General features: G+C 70.2%; 12 protein-coding genes. 1 reads left to right on the top strand and 11 read right to left on the bottom strand.

Annotated features, from left to right (window positions below):
• Positions 1-8: 8 nt before the first annotated feature.
• From EXE58_RS17325 to EXE58_RS17290, 8 genes are all read right to left on the bottom strand, one after another.
• Positions 9-812, bottom strand: a complete 804-nt coding sequence (locus EXE58_RS17325; protein ID WP_135269006.1) for a pseudouridine synthase — start codon at positions 810-812, stop codon at positions 9-11.
• A complete protein-coding gene (gene scpB, locus EXE58_RS17320; protein ID WP_341869515.1) occupies positions 809-1567 on the bottom strand; it encodes an SMC-Scp complex subunit ScpB in 759 nt (252 codons plus the stop codon). Before scpB ends, EXE58_RS17325 begins: the two co-directional genes overlap by 4 nt.
• The gene (locus EXE58_RS17315) at positions 1564-2448 is read right to left on the bottom strand and encodes a segregation and condensation protein A (protein WP_208544303.1); all 885 of its coding nucleotides are present in this window, start codon (positions 2446-2448) and stop codon (positions 1564-1566) included. The genes scpB and EXE58_RS17315 overlap by 4 nt, the downstream gene beginning before the upstream one ends.
• Before the next feature lie 5 nt (positions 2449-2453).
• Positions 2454-2795 (bottom strand): hypothetical protein, encoded by a 342-nt coding sequence (locus tag EXE58_RS17310; protein WP_135269004.1) that lies wholly within the window; start codon positions 2793-2795, stop codon positions 2454-2456.
• Positions 2780-3727, bottom strand: coding sequence for a ParA family protein (locus EXE58_RS17305; RefSeq protein WP_135269674.1), 948 nt, complete (start codon positions 3725-3727; stop codon positions 2780-2782). The genes EXE58_RS17310 and EXE58_RS17305 overlap by 16 nt, the downstream gene beginning before the upstream one ends.
• Before the next feature lie 290 nt (positions 3728-4017).
• A complete protein-coding gene (locus EXE58_RS17300) occupies positions 4018-6612 on the bottom strand; it encodes a DEAD/DEAH box helicase (RefSeq protein WP_135269003.1) in 2595 nt (864 codons plus the stop codon).
• Positions 6612-7532: a site-specific tyrosine recombinase XerD gene (gene xerD, locus EXE58_RS17295; RefSeq protein ID WP_135269002.1), complete on the bottom strand. Its 921-nt coding sequence runs from the start codon at positions 7530-7532 to the stop codon at positions 6612-6614. Before xerD ends, EXE58_RS17300 begins: the two co-directional genes overlap by 1 nt.
• Positions 7529-8152: an NUDIX domain-containing protein gene (locus tag EXE58_RS17290; RefSeq protein ID WP_135269001.1), complete on the bottom strand. Its 624-nt coding sequence runs from the start codon at positions 8150-8152 to the stop codon at positions 7529-7531. Before EXE58_RS17290 ends, xerD begins: the two co-directional genes overlap by 4 nt.
• 44 nt (positions 8153-8196) lie before the next feature.
• Between EXE58_RS17290 and pepN the strand changes: the two genes are divergently transcribed.
• Complete coding sequence (gene pepN / locus EXE58_RS17285) at positions 8197-10638, top strand: aminopeptidase N (RefSeq protein ID WP_135269000.1); 2442 nt, start codon at positions 8197-8199, stop codon at positions 10636-10638.
• Between the two features lie 21 nt (positions 10639-10659).
• On the opposite strand, the gene EXE58_RS17280 is transcribed toward pepN, so the two are convergent.
• From EXE58_RS17280 to steA, 3 genes are read right to left on the bottom strand one after another with little or no spacing between them, the layout of a single operon-like run.
• Entirely contained in the window at positions 10660-12357 is a 1698-nt protein-coding gene (locus EXE58_RS17280) for a CTP synthase (RefSeq protein WP_135268999.1), read from the bottom strand.
• Positions 12358-12368: 11 nt separating this feature from the next.
• Positions 12369-13256 carry a copper transporter gene (locus EXE58_RS17275; protein WP_167288986.1) on the bottom strand — a complete coding sequence of 296 codons (888 nt, stop codon included), beginning with the start codon at positions 13254-13256 and terminating at the stop codon, positions 12369-12371.
• Complete coding sequence (steA, locus tag EXE58_RS17270; protein WP_167288984.1) at positions 13253-14437, bottom strand: putative cytokinetic ring protein SteA; 1185 nt, start codon at positions 14435-14437, stop codon at positions 13253-13255. Before steA ends, EXE58_RS17275 begins: the two co-directional genes overlap by 4 nt.
• Between the last annotated feature and the right edge of the window lie 9 nt (positions 14438-14446).

Genomic DNA, 14446 nt, shown 5'->3' with positions numbered 1-14446 from the left:
GCCGGCGCTCAGCCTTCGGCGGAGTCCATCAGCCTGCCCAGCTCGCCGAGCGTGAGCTCGCGCATGTCACCGGGCTTGAGCCTCGCCAGGGTCAGTGGGCCGATCGCCGTGCGGGTGAGCCGGAGGACCGGGTGGCCCACGTGGGCCAGGAGCCGGCGGACGATGCGGTTGCGTCCCTCGTGGATGGTCAGCTCCACGATGGACCGGCCGTGACCGTCCTTGCGGGGGTCGCCGCCCAGCACCTTGGCCCGCGAGACCGTGACGGGGCCGTCCTCCAGCACGACGCCGTCGAGGAGCTGCCTGATGGTGCGGACGTGCACCTCGCCCTCGACCTCGGCCACGTAGGTCTTGTCGACCTCGTGGGAGGGGTGGGCCAGGCGCTGCGCGAAGTCACCGTCGTTGGTGAGGATGATCAGGCCCTCTGTGTCGGTGTCGAGCCGTCCGACGTGGAACAGCCGCTCGGGCCGGTGGGCGACGAGGTCTCCCAGGGTGCGGCGCCCCTCGGGGTCGGACATCGTCGAGACGACCCCTCGGGGCTTGTTGAGCACCAGGTAGACGAGGTCGCTGACAGGGGGAAGGAGCCGGCCTTCCACGCGGATCACGGCGGTGCGCGGATCGACCTTGGTCCCCAGCCGCGTCACGATCTCGCCGTCCACCTCGACCAGGCCCTCGAGCATCAGCTCCTCGCACTTGCGCCGGCTGGCCACCCCTGACTGCGCCAGGAGCTTCTGCAGACGGATGAGGCCGTCCTCGTCGGTCTCCGGGCGCTCCGAGAACGGCTGGTCGTTGTCAGGCTGGTCGTGGGGTCTCATGTGATCTCGGTCCCGCCGTCGGGCTCGGTGCCCTCGCCGCTGTGCGGTGAAGCGTGGGATGAGGCGCTGTGAGGCGAGGCGTTGTCGGTCGCGGCCTCGGGCTCCGGAGCGTTCGTGGGCGCTCGCTCGCCCAGCCCTGCGGCGTGCGCGAGCTCGTCCTCGAGATCGTCCATGTCAGGGAGGTACGGCGCCAGCTCGGGCAGCTCGTCGAGCGAGGTGATCCCGATCCGTTCGAGGAAGTAGGAGGTCGTGCGGTAGAGATTGGCGCCGCTCTGCTCGTCGTGACCGGCCTCCTCGACCAGCCCGCGGTTCAGGAGGGTGCGCATGACCCCGTCGACGTTGACTCCGCGGATCGCGGAGACGCGTGCGCGGGACACCGGCTGCTTGTAGGCGACCACTGACAGGGTCTCGAGCGCGGCCTGTGTCAGCCGGGCCTGCTGGCCCTCCAGGACGAATCCCTCCACGACCGCGGCGAACTCGGCCCTGGAGTAGAAGCGCCACCCTCCGGCGACGTTGCGAAGCTCGAAGCCTCGGCCCTGCTGGGTGTACTCCTCTGCAAGAGCAGCCAGTGCGTCGTCGACCTCCTCGACCGGGTGACCCACCACCGACGCCAGGCGCACCCTGTCGAGGGGTTCGTCGGAGACCATCAAGATCGCCTCCAACGCCGGCCGGAGCTCGGCCACGGCGACGGCGAGGGTGTCGGGATCCTCGGCCACGGAGCCGGGCTCGGCTGCGGCGTCGGGCTGCTCGCTCACTGGGGGTCCTCCTGTGCGTCGACGTCGTCGTCGGATCCGGGCGGCTCCGGCTCATCCTCCGGGAGCGTCCCGTCGAACTCGTCGGTGATCTCGATGTCGCCCTCGTCGTCCCCGGTCCATCGGACCGTGAGCTCGCCGAGAGGAGTCACCTGGTCGAAGCCCACCACACCCTCGCGGAAGAGCTCCAGCAGGGAGAGGAAACGCGCCACCGTGGTCAGCCGGTCCGGCGAGTCCCCGCACAGGGCCCGGAACGTCATCGTGCCGCCGCGGCGCAGGCGGTCCACGACGAGAGCCGCCTGCTCTCGCACGCTCACCTTCGCTGCGTGGATGTGCCCGAGCGACACCTCCTCCACCGGCTTGGGCTCCATGGCCCGTGCGGCGAGCCGCGCGAACTCCTCCAGCCCGATGCCGATCAGGACCTCCGGAAGCAGGGACGCGAAGCGCTCCTCCAGCCCCACGGCACGCGGGTGCATGCGGGACTCCGACGCGATCCGCTGCTCGAGCACGCTCGCCACCTGCTTGAAGGCGCGGTACTGCAGCAGCCTGGCGAACAGCAGGTCCCGCGCCTCCAGCAGCGCGAGGTCCTCCTCGTCCTCGACGTCGCCCTGGGGCAGCAACCGGGCGGCCTTCAGGTCGAGCAGGGTCGCTGCGACGACCAGGAACGAGGTGGTCTGCTCGAGCTCCCACGCGTCGCCGAGGTTCTTGACGTGCACGATGAACTCGTCGGTGACCTGGGAGAGCGCGACCTCGGTGATGTCGAGCTTGTGCTTCGCGATCAGGCCCAGGAGCAGGTCGAAGGGGCCCTCGAAGTTCTCCAGGCGCACCGCGAACGCCGGAGCCTCACCACCCGGGTCGACCTCGGGCACGGCTGGGCCGGTCAGGGTGCTCACTCCTCGACGAGTCGTCTCACCAGGGCGCTCTGCTCACCGTGCTCCTCGAGATCGGCCAGCACCAGGGCAACGGCCTCGCGCACGAGACGCCCTCGGTCGACCGCCAGACCGTGCTCACGACGCAGCAGCAGCCGCGCGTGCTCGAGGTCGAGGAGCTCGTCGGCCGTGACGTAGACGGTCATCTTCTCGTCGTGGCGCACCCGTCCGCTGGGCTTCCGTGCGCTCGCCCCGGCGGTCTCCTCGGGAGGCTCGTCGGCGACGGCGCGGACAGCCCTCTGCGTCGAGGCCGTGGGCCGGAAGAGGTCATCGGCGGCGGGCAGGTTCACTCGGCGGGCCACCTGGTCAACACCTCCTTCGCAAGCTGGCGGTAGGCGTCGGCACCGGTCGAGGTCGAGGCGTATGCCGTGATGGGCTCGCCGGCGACCGTCGCATCGGAGAACTTGACCGTCCGCCGGATGACCGTGTGGAAGACGGTGTCGCCCCAGGCCTGCACCAGGCGCTCCATCACCTCGCGCCCGTGCAAGGTGCGTCCGTCGAACATCGTCCCGAGCACCCCGTCTATCTCGAGCCTGGGATTGAGCCGCTCGCGCACCTTGTCGATGGTCTGCTTGAGCAGCGCGACCCCGCGCAGGGCGAAGTACTCGCACTCGAGAGGCACGATCACTCCATCGGCGGCCGTCAGGGCGTTGACCGTGAGCAGCCCGAGCGAGGGCTGGCAGTCGATGAGGATGACGTCGTAATGCTCCACGGCCGGTGCAAGCACGCGCTGGAGCGTCTGCTCGCGTGCCACTTCGTGGACCAGCTGCACCTCAGCGGCGGAGAGGTCGATGTTGGACGGCAGCAGGTCCATGCCCGGAACACCCGAGGGCACGACGACGTCGTGCAGGGTGACGTCGCGCTCCATGAGGAGGTTGTAGATCGTCAGGTCGATCTCGTGGGGATTGAGTCCCAGCCCGACCGAGAGCGAGCCCTGCGGGTCGAAGTCGACGAGCAGCACCTTGCGGCCGAGCTCGGCGAGCGAGGCGCCGAGGTTGATCGTGGTGGTGGTCTTGCCGACCCCACCCTTCTGGTTGCACATGGCGATGATGCGAGCGCCGCCGTGCTCCTTGACCGGCAGGGGCTCGGGGAAGTCCGGCACGGGTCGGCCGGTCGGTCCCAGCGGGACGTCGGGGCGCTGGAACGCCAAGGGCTCACTCACGGACTGTTCTGCTCCCGGGTCTGGTTCGGTGGCGGCTGGTGCGACAGCAGGACGACTCGTGAGAGGCGGCATCGTCGGCGCGGTGGAGCCCGACTGACCCGGCGTGCCCGAGGATCCTGCACCGCTCATGAACTACTCCTCGCTCGATTGACTCGATTGCACCACGCCCGGCCCGGCAAGCTTTGTCGACACGGCGACAGATCGTCAGGTTCCGGCGACTCTAGGACCGTGACGCATCCGCCACAACACGGGGGGCCAAACCCGTCGGGCTGCTGGAGAATCTGTGCACAAGGTCCCGGTTGGTTGCACAGGAGAGGCCCACCCTGTGCACAAACCTGTGCAGTTCTGGACCGGTCCCCAGGTCACAGACGACGCATGGCCACCGAGGCCAGGACCAGCGCGCCTGCCTCGTCGCTTGCGTCACAGTCCACGACTGCGTCGATCACCCAGTCGTGGTGCCCTTCGGGGTCGTGGAGGGTCTGGCGGACCTCACGGACCCGAGACGTGACGTCCTCGTCGGCACCGGCCGGAGAGTCGATCCGCTCCTCCCCCACCACCAGCAGGTCGGGTCCGTGCGCGTCGGCGTCGACGACGAGACGGTCGTGCTCGGTGTAGTAGTCCTCGAGCGCGGAGTCCCACGCCGACCGGCCCATGACCACGCTCCGTGGTGGGTCGACCAGGTCCGCCGCGGCACGCTCCAGCCGCACCAGCCCGTCGAGGTCGTCGCGCGCCACCAGCGCGACCCTGGCCCACATCGCGTTGCGGATCATCACCGCGAATGCCCGGGGCTGGCGCGACAGCGGGCGAGGCGGAGGGGGTGGTTCGTGGTGGGCGACGCGGCCGGGGACGTGCGCGGGGTCGGCCAGTGACTCCCACTCGTCGAGCAGGGACGAGTCGGTCTGCCGGATGGTCTCTCCCAGCCAGTCGATGACGTCGTCCAGCTCAGGCGTGCGGTGCGTGTCGGGCACGGTCTGCCTGAGCGTGCGGTAGGCGTCCGTGAGGTAGCGCAGGACCAGCCCCTCGGACCTCGCCAGCTGGTAGCGGCCGACGAAGTCGGTGAAGCCCATGGCCTGCTCCCACATCTCCCGCACGATCGACTTGGGACCCAGCGCGTCCTCGGGGAGCCAGGGGTGGGTCTGCCGGTAGATCTCGTAGAGGGCCTCCAGCAGCTCCGCCAGCGGTTGGGGCCAGGTGATCTCCTCCAGCAGTGCCATGCGCTCGTCGTACTCGATGCCGTCCGCCTTCATCTCCTGCACCGCCTGCCCCCGTGCCGCGAAGCGCTGCGCCATGAGGATCTGACGCGGCGCCTCCAGCACCGACTCCACGACCGAGATCGTGTCGAGCGTGTAGCTCTCCGCCTCGGGGTCGAGGACGTCGAACGCGGCGAGCGCGAAGTGCGCGAGCGGCTGGTTGAGCGCGAAGTCGGGTGGGAGATCGACCGTCAGGACGTACCGGCGGCCGTGCTCGTCGACCTCGTCGAGACGGGTCATGACACCGGTGCGCACCAGCGACCGTGCCAGCCGTAGCGCGCGGCGGGCCAGGCGCAGCTGTTGGCGCCGGTCCTCGTGGTTGTCGGTGAGCAGACGTCGCATGACGGGGAAGGCGTCCTCCTGTCGCGTGAGGACGTTGATCAGCATGGCGTTGTCGACCCTCATGCGTGACGTGAGCTTCTCGGGCACCCCTGCGACGAGCTTCTCGAAGGTCTGCTCGGTCCACACGACCGTGCCCTCTGGCGGCTTCTTGAGCTGTGCCTTCGACTTGCGCTTCGCGTTGGCGCCGGGGGCGCTGTTCTTGGCCTCCGCCTTGGCCTTGGCCCGCTCGTTGTCGATGACGTGCTCGGGCGCCTGTACGACGACGTGGCCGGCCGTGTCGAACCCCGCGCGGCCGGCTCGACCGGCGATCTGGAGGAACTCCCGGGTCCGGAGCACCCGCTGCTTGGTGCCGTCGTACTTGGCCAGGCCGCTGAACAGGACGGTGCGGATCGGCACGTTGATCCCCACGCCGAGCGTGTCGGTGCCGCAGATGACCGTGAGCAGCCCGTCCTGGGCGAGCTGCTCCACCAGCCGGCGGTACTTCGGCAGCATCCCGGCGTGGTGGACCCCGATGCCGTTGCGCACGAGCCTCGAGAGCGTCTTGCCGAAGCCCGCCCCGAACCGGAAGGCCCCGATCCGCTCGGCGATGGCCTCCTTGTCGACCTTCCTCGGCGGGCGCCGCAGCAGGTTGGTCGCGTGCTCGACCGCCGCGGCCTGCGTGAAGTGCACGACGTAGACAGGTGCCTGACCGGTGGTGACGAGCTCCTCGAGTGTCTCGTCGAGGTGGTCGAGGGACCAGGCGAAGGTGAGCGGCACCGGACGCTCGGCGTCGTCGACCACGGCCACCTCGCGACCCGTGCGCGCCGTGAGGTCCGCGGCGAGGGAAGACATGTCGCCCAGAGTCGCCGACATGAGCAGGAACTGTGCGTCCACCAGCTCCAGGAGCGGCACCTGCCAGGCCCAGCCGCGGTCCGGTTCGGCGTAGAAGTGGAACTCGTCCATCACGACGAGCCCGACGTCGGCACCCCGGCCTTCGCGCAGGGCCAGGTTGGCGAGGATCTCCGCGGTGCAGCAGATGATGGGCGCGTCCGGGTTGACGGCGGCGTCACCGGTCAGCATGCCCACGTTGTCGGCCCCGAACACCTCGCACAGCGAGAAGAACTTCTCCGACACGAGCGCCTTGATGGGCGCTGTGTAGAAGCTGACCTCGTCCCGAGCCAGTGCCGCAAGGTGGGCTCCGACCGCCACGAGGGACTTGCCCGAGCCTGTGGGCGTGGCCAGGACGACGTGGTTGCCGCTCACGACCTCCAGGACTGCCTCGTCCTGGTGCGGATACAGCGTGAGCCCTTGCTCGCCGACCCACGTCGTGAAGCTCTCGTAGACGGTGTCAGCGTCTCCCCTGACGCTGCTGAGGTGGATGCCCATCAGTCTCGCGCCCTGGGGTGCGCGGTGGCGAACACCTCGCGCAGGTTGTCCACCGTGACGAGCGTGTAGACCTGGGTCGTCGTCACGGAGGCGTGGCCGAGCAGCTCTTGGACCACTCGCACGTCGGCCCCGCCGTCGATCAGGTGGGTGGCGAAGGAGTGACGCAGGGTGTGGGGCGAGACGTCCTTGTTCACCCCGGCCCGTTCGGCGGCCCTGGCGAGGACAGCCCATGCGCTCTGCCGTGAGAGCCGGCCTCCTCTGGAGTTCAGGAACAGCGCCCCGCTGGGCGTCCTGGCCCCCACCAGGTCGGGCCGGGCCCGACGCAGGTAGGCGTCCACGGCGACGAGGGCATAGGCACCGATGGGCACCAGTCGCTCCTTGGCCCCCTTGCCACGCAGGAGGACGGTGGCGTCGACGGTGTCGACGTCGTCGACGTCGAGACCCACGGCCTCCGATATGCGTGCTCCGGTGCCGTACAGGACCTCCAGGAGAGCACGGTCACGGAGGGCGAGGGTCGTGTCGGGTGCGCCCGCCGCCTCGAGGATCGCCTCGACGTCGGCGAGCGGCAGCGCCTTGGGGAGCCGCTTGGCCGGCGTCGGCGGCTTGATCGCCGTCGCCGGGTCGTGCCTGGCCAGTCCGTCCTGGACGGCGAACTTGTGGAACCCGCGCACTGCCACCACCGTGCGCGCGGCCGAGCTGGCGCTGAGGGGCACGTGGTCGGCGTCGCCCTCCCGGAGGTTGGCCAGGAAGGACCCGACAGTCGCCTCGCTGATGTCGTCGATCTCCTCGATCCCGAGCGTGTTGAGGTACTGCGCGTAGCGGCGGAGGTCACGACGGTATGACGTCATCGTGTTCGCAGCGAGGCCGCGCTCGACCGAGAGGTGGTCGAGGTAGGTGCGGACGGCGCGGGTGAGGCTCACCCCGGAACGGTATCGAGTGGGACGGGCTCCAGGAGTCCCCGGCGCTCGAGGGCGTCGTAGGCGAGGACGGCCTGGGCGAGAGGCCCCTCCCTGACCCGCCCCTCGAGCACCGCCTCGACGAGCTCGGCCATCGGAACCCAGAACGTCTCCATCTCGGCCTCCTCGTGGTCGAGGGCGAAGTCGCCACGCGAGGCGTGCGTCAACCCGCGCGCCAGATAGATCTCGTGCACCTCGTCGGTGATGCCGGCGCTGGCGAACGTGCTCAGGAGTCGTTGCCAGTGGCGCGCTGCGAGCTCTGCCTCCTCGCAGAGCTCGCGCTTCGCCGTCTCTACGGCCGGCTCGTCATCGGCGTCGCGCAGTCCTGCCGGGAGCTCCACGAACTCCTGGCCGCACGTGTGGCGGTACTGCCGCAGGCACAGCACGCGCTCACGGTCGTCGACGGCCAGCACCACGACTGCCCCAGGGTGCTCTACGACCAGCCGGGGGAAGGACTCCTCCGGGTGTCCCGGTCTGCTGACCCAGTCCTCGCGCAGTGCGACGACCCAGTCGTCACGGTGGATGTCGCGACTCGACGAGACGGGCCACGAGGCCGGCCGGTCGGCGAGGGGTGCGTCTGCCATGACCTCGACGTTAGTCGGCCCGACGCGATGAGTAACGTCGCCCCATGACGTTGCGCAGCCTGACTCGGGAAGAAGCCGCCCAGAGGTCCTCACTGGTCTCGGTCCAGCGGTACGACATCGCGGTCGACCTCACCGGGCTCCTCGAGGGCTCGCGGTTCTCCTCGGTCAGCACCATCTCCTTCACCTGCCGGGAGCCGGGCGCGGCCACCTTCGTCGACTGTGTCGCCGACGTGGAGCGGGCGACCCTCAACGGCACCGAGCTGGACGCCGGCTCCATCGCCGACGGACGCATCCTCGTGACCGACCTGGCCGCCGAGAACGTCCTGGTGGTGGAGGCCAGCACGACCAACACCGCCTCGGGTGAGGGCATCCTGCGCACCGTCGATCCCACGGACAAGCTCGTCTACGTCTGGACGAGCCTGGAGCCCGACGAGGCACGCCGGCTGTGGGCCTGCTTCGACCAACCCGACCTCAAGGCGCCGCACGCCTTCACCGTCACGGCCCCCGAGTCGTGGCTCGTCACCTCCAACAGTGCTCCCGAGTCGGTCGAGCCGAGCGGCGAGTCCCGGGTCTGGACCTACCCGCCGACGCCGCCCCTGTCGACGTACGTCGTGGTGGTCAATGCAGGCCCCTTCCACGAGGTGCGTGTCCAGCACGACGGCCACGACCTCGGCTTCTACTGCCGGCAGTCGTTGGTGCCCCACCTCGAGCGTGACCTCGACGAGCTCGTCACCCTGACCCGACAGGGCCTCGCCTTCTTCGGCGAGCGGTTCGGTGTGCCCTTCCCGCAGGAGCGCTACGACCAGGTGTTCGTGCCGAACCTGGGCGGGGCGATGGAGAACTGGGGGTGCGTCACCTACGGCGACGGCCAGCTGTTCCGCACTCCCCCGACGCACGCGCAGCGGTCGACGCGCGCAGAGTTCGTGCTCCACGAGATGGCCCACATGTGGTTCGGCGACCTGGTCACGATGACCTGGTGGGACGACCTGTGGCTCAACGAGGCGTTCGCCTCCTGGGCGGCCAACTGGGGACTGGCTCGGGCCACGGAGTTCTCCGACCAGTGGGCGGAGTTCCTCGCAGCCATGAAGCGCACGGCCTACGAGATGGACATGAGCCCGGCGCGCCATCCCATCCGCAGCGAGGTGGCTGACGTCAGCGGCGCGATGGCCAACTTCGACGCGATCACCTACGTCAAGGGGCAGAGCGTCCTCCACCAGCTGGTGGCCTACATCGGGGAGGACGCCTTCGTCGAGGGCCTGCGCGACTACTTCTCCCGCTACGCCTACTCCAACACCCGCCTGGCTGACCTGATGGAGTGCTACGAGCGCTCCTCCGGACGCGACCTGTCCGCGTGGACCACCGCGTGGCTGGACCAGGCCGGGCCTGACGTGCTTGCCCTGGAAGGGACCGACCTGGTCGCAGACGCGCCCCCGGGCCAGGAGCCCCGTCCGCACCGCCTCGCGCTGGCGGGCTACACCGTCGCAGAGGGACAGCTCACCGAGACCGGTCGCCAGCACGTGGAGGTGTCAGGCGCACGCACCCCGGTGGCTGCACCCGAGGGAGACCTGGTCCTGGTGAACGCGGGCGACCTCACGTTCGCCGCAGTCCGCCCCGACGAGTCGTCCCGGCGTCTGATGCTCGTGCACATCGCCGACTTCACCGACCCGCTCGACCGTGCGCTCGTCGCTGCGACGGCCGGCCAGCTGCTCCTGCTCGGCGAGGTGGCGCCGCGCGAGGTCGCCGGCGCGCTGACCCGAGCCATCGCTGCCGAGACGAGCCCGGCCCTGGTGGAGCCGTTCCTCTCCCAGGCCATCGGTGTCGCCGACCGCTGGGCGCCGGCCGGCGAGGCACCCGGGTTGCTCAGCGACTTCGCCGACGCTGTCCTCGAGGTGGTCGACAGGCCCGACCAGCGCCAGCCGGCACTGCGAGCGCTGGCCAGTGCCGCGTCGAGCGAGAAGCATTGGGCCGTCCTCGAGGAGGCAGTTGCCGGGTCCAGCGACAACGACCTGGCCTGGCGGATGCATGCCCGGCGCGCAGAGCTGGGACAGTACGACGAAGCTGCCGTCACCCGCCTGCTGGAGTCCGACCCGGATCCCGACGCCCACATGCGCCGGCTCGCGGTCCTGGCCGCGCGCCCGGACGTCGAGGCCAAGGAGGAGGTCTGGAGGGCATTCTTCGTGGACTACTCGGTTCCCGCCAGCCGGGAGACGCTCGTGCTGGGCGCCACCTTCTGGCGGCCCGGGCAGGCCGAGCTGCTCAAGCCCTTCACCCTGCGCTACCTCGAAGAGCTGCACACCCTCAAGGGCGGTCTGCTCAACCAGGGCCTCACCATCCGGGCGATGTATCCCCTCGGAGCCGGGGACGCGGAGTTCCTCGCGGCCGCGGAGGCCGCGTCGGAGGATGCTTCGCTCAGTGCCTACGCGCGCAACCAGCTCAAGGCCAACGGCTTCGTGCTCGACCGCATCCTCGCGGCCCGCAAGCTGTGACCTGGCGATGACCGCCCGTCGTCAGACCTCTGCGACCTCGTCGTCGACGCGCCTCAGCGCGGCCTCGTCGATGGGGATCCGCAGCTCGCGCTGACGCTCGATCGCAGCACCCACCAGGCCGGCGAAGAGCGGGTGGGGTTGTGTCGGGCGTGACTTGAGCTCGGGGTGCGCCTGCGTCGCCACGTAGTAGGGGTGCACCTCGGCCGGGAGCTCCACGAACTCCACCAGGCCCAGGTCGGGGTTGACCCCGGAGAAGACGAGGCCCGCCTCCTCCAGCACGCCCCGGTAGGCGTCGTTGAACTCGTAGCGGTGGCGGTGGCGCTCCTCGACGTGCTCCGCGCCGTAGGCCATCGCCACCACCGATCCAGGCACCAGGTCCGCCGGCTGGAGGCCCAGGCGCATCGTGCCTCCCAGGTCACCGGCACCGTCGACGTACTGCTTCTGCTCCTCGATGGTCGAGATGACCGGCTCGAGCGTGCCCGGGTCGAACTCGGTGGACCCGGCCTTGTCGAGGCCCGCGACGTTGCGTGCGTACTCGATGACCATGCACTGCAGCCCCAGGCACAGACCCAGGGTGGGGATGGCGTGGGTCCGCGCGTAGGTCAGGGCCCCGAGCTTGCCCTCGATGCCACGCACGCCGAATCCGCCCGGGACGCAGACAGCGTCCACGTCGTGCAGCAGCTTCGCGGCCCCCTGGGGTGTCTCGCACTCGTCCGAGGCCACCCAGCGCAGATGCACCTTCGCCTCGTGTGCGAAACCACCTGCGCGCAATGCCTCCGCGACCGAGAGGTAGGCGTCGGGCAGGTCGACGTACTTGCCCACCAGGGCGACGGTGACGTCCTCCTGGGGGTGGTGCACCCGGCGGAGCAGGTCGTCCCACACGGTCCAGTCCACGTCCCGGAAGGGCAGGTCCAGTCGTCGTACGACGTAGGCGTCGAGGCCCTCGCGGTGGAGGACCTTCGGGATGTCGTAGATCGAGGGTGCGTCGGCCGCGGTGACGACGGCCTCCTCGTCGACGTCGCACATCAGGGAGATCTTGCGCTTGATGCTCTCGGGCAGCTCGCGGTCGGCTCGGCAGACCACCGCATCGGGTTGGATGCCGATGGACCGCAGCGCCGCCACGGAGTGCTGGGTGGGCTTGGTCTTGAGCTCGCCGGAGGGACCGATGTAGGGCACGAGCGAGACGTGGATGAAGAAGCAGTTGTCGCGGCCGATGTCGTGGCGCGTCTGGCGGGCCGCCTCGAGGAAGGGGAGCGACTCGATGTCGCCGACCGTTCCCCCGATCTCGGTGATCACCACGTCGATGTCGGCCCCACCCATCGCGAGGATGCGGTCCTTGATCTCGTTGGTGATGTGCGGGATCACCTGCACGGTGTCACCGAGGTAGTCGCCGCGCCGCTCCTTGGCGATCACGCTCGAGTAGACCTGACCCGTCGTGACGTTGGCGATGCCGTTCAGGTCGGTGTCGAGGAACCGCTCGTAGTGGCCGATGTCGAGATCGGTCTCGGCACCGTCGTTGGTCACGAAGACCTCGCCGTGCTGAAACGGGTTCATGGTCCCGGGATCGACGTTGAGGTAGGGGTCGAGCTTCTGCATCGTGACGCGGAGACCGCGTGACTTCAGCAGGCTGCCCAGGCTGGAGGCGGTGAGCCCCTTGCCGAGGGAGGAGGCGACGCCCCCGGTCACGAATACGTGCTTGGTCGGCGTCGGGTTCCTCACGGGGTTCTAGCCTACCCGAGAGGGGCCGGCCCGTCGGCACCCGACGCACCGAACGACCCGCCTGCTGTCTGCGTCGAGCGTGCGAGCGCCATGACGGTGGCGATCTTTCCGGCCATCGTCTCGGTCCCGTCGACCGTGGCCACCGATGCCGCGGCGGGGTCGGCCCGGAAGCGGCCCAGCTGGCCCTCTCCCCCGTCAGCGGCGGACCCGGCAGCGACCACGCCCTTGACGCCGCGGGAGAGCCCTCCGAGAAGTCCCGAGAGGATGGCGTCCACGCTCTCGTCCCGGGTGTCGGCACCGAGGACGAAGAGGACGAGGGGGGCCCGCTGAGGGTCATCGGCGACGGGAGCCATGAGCCCCGCGCCCGCGACGGCCTCGGCGACCGAGCGCGCCTTGCGCGTGCTGGACTCCGCGTCCTCGGAAGTGGTGCCGACGGTGAGCCCGAGGAGCTGCCCCATGCGGTCGTAGGTCGAGGCGTCCGCGGACACGGAGTCTCCCAGCTGTGTCATCAGCTGGCTGCCCAAGGTGTCCACGAGCGACTTCTGGCTGGGATCGAGCATCGCCTCGCTCAACGCGTAGCGGGCGGTGACGCTTCCTCCGGCCGCGGAGACCTGCTCCACCAGGGCCGTCACCACCTGCTCGTCGGCCCCCGGCACTGTCACCACCGCGACCTCCTGCCCCTTGAGCCGGTCGGCGACCAGGGTCGGTGCCACTGCCGCGACGAAGCCGTCGGGGAAGGTCGAGCCCGCACCCGTCGCCGGGTCGTCTCCCAGCGGGGCCGCAGCGGGGTCGGTGCGGTCCGCGACCTCGGAGAGCGGGCCGCTGCCCAGGACGACTCCGACCGCGAGGGCCAGGAAGACGGAGACGACGGTGATGACGTGGTGGCGCAAGGTGATCACGGGAGAAGTCCTCGGAGGTTCTCGACGGCGGTGGACACGGTGGGCTCGAGGTCTGCGACCCACTCCTGGCCGACGGGCGTGATGCCGACGGCGGCGGCCAGGGCCAGGAGCCCGGCCAGCGTGACACCGAGCAGGTGACGCGGACGCACCGCTCCGTCGTAGAGCGTGGGAATCGCCGCGGCATCGACCAGCGTCGGACCGACCTTGAGCCTGGTGAGGAACGTGCTGGCCAGGCCGCTGCGGCCACGGTCGAGGAACTCGTCCAGCGTCGCGTGCATCCCGACTCCGACGATCAGGCGAGCCTCTGCGCCGGCCGCCATCAGGAGTGCGGCGTCCTCGCCGGTGGCACTGGTCTCGAAGCGGGCGGGACGCAGGTTCATGCGCTCCAGCGGCTCGGTGACCGCGCGGCCCGCTCCGCGCTCGACGAGGACCACCACGTCTCGCGCCCGTCGCAGGACCTGCGCGGACGGCGGCTCCGCCCCCGCCGAGATGACGACCACGTCCGGCCGGTGCCCGGCGGCCGCCAGGGCGTCCGCACCGCCGTCGACGCCGACCAGGACCGGGTCCTGCTCGCGGATGAACGGCTTGATGCCTCGCAGCTCGCCCTCCCAGTCGTGGGAGCGTACGACGACCACGACCGGCCGGCCGGCCATCGAGGTGCTGGTCTGCGGGAGCCCGTGGCCGTGGAGGAGCAGGTCCTGCTCGCGGCGGAGGAACTCGGTGCTGTTGTGGGTGAAGCTGTCGAGCTGCGCGGCGAGGCCGCGGCGGGCGCTGGCCATCTCGGTCCCGACGAGCGTCGCGTCGAGGTGTCGTCCGGTGGCGATCTGGTCCTCGCCGGAGTAGACCACGCCCTCGTCCAACCGGACGGGCGCGCCGTCCTTGAGCCGCGCGAGCAGCTCCGCTCCCGCCTGGTCGATCACGCTCACCCCGGCGTCGACGAGCACCTGGGGGCCCAGGTTGGGGTAGCGACCCGAGATCAGCGGCCCGGCGTTGACCACTCCGACGACTCCTGCGTCGACGAGGGCCTGTGCGGTGGCGCGGTCGAGGTCGACGTGGTCGCAGACGGCGACGTCCCCTGACCGCACCCGGGTGAGGAGCGCGGCCGTACGACGGTCGACACGGGCTGGCCCCTGCACGCCCGGGAGGGCGGGGGCTGGACGGGAGCGGACGGCGAACTTCATCCGCGCCAT

The organism is Nocardioides seonyuensis, from assembly GCF_004683965.1.
Lineage (GTDB): Bacteria > Actinomycetota > Actinomycetes > Propionibacteriales > Nocardioidaceae > Nocardioides > Nocardioides seonyuensis.
The sequence above is the reverse complement of the archived record's forward strand: the minus strand, read 5'-3'. Positions and strand labels throughout refer to the sequence as shown.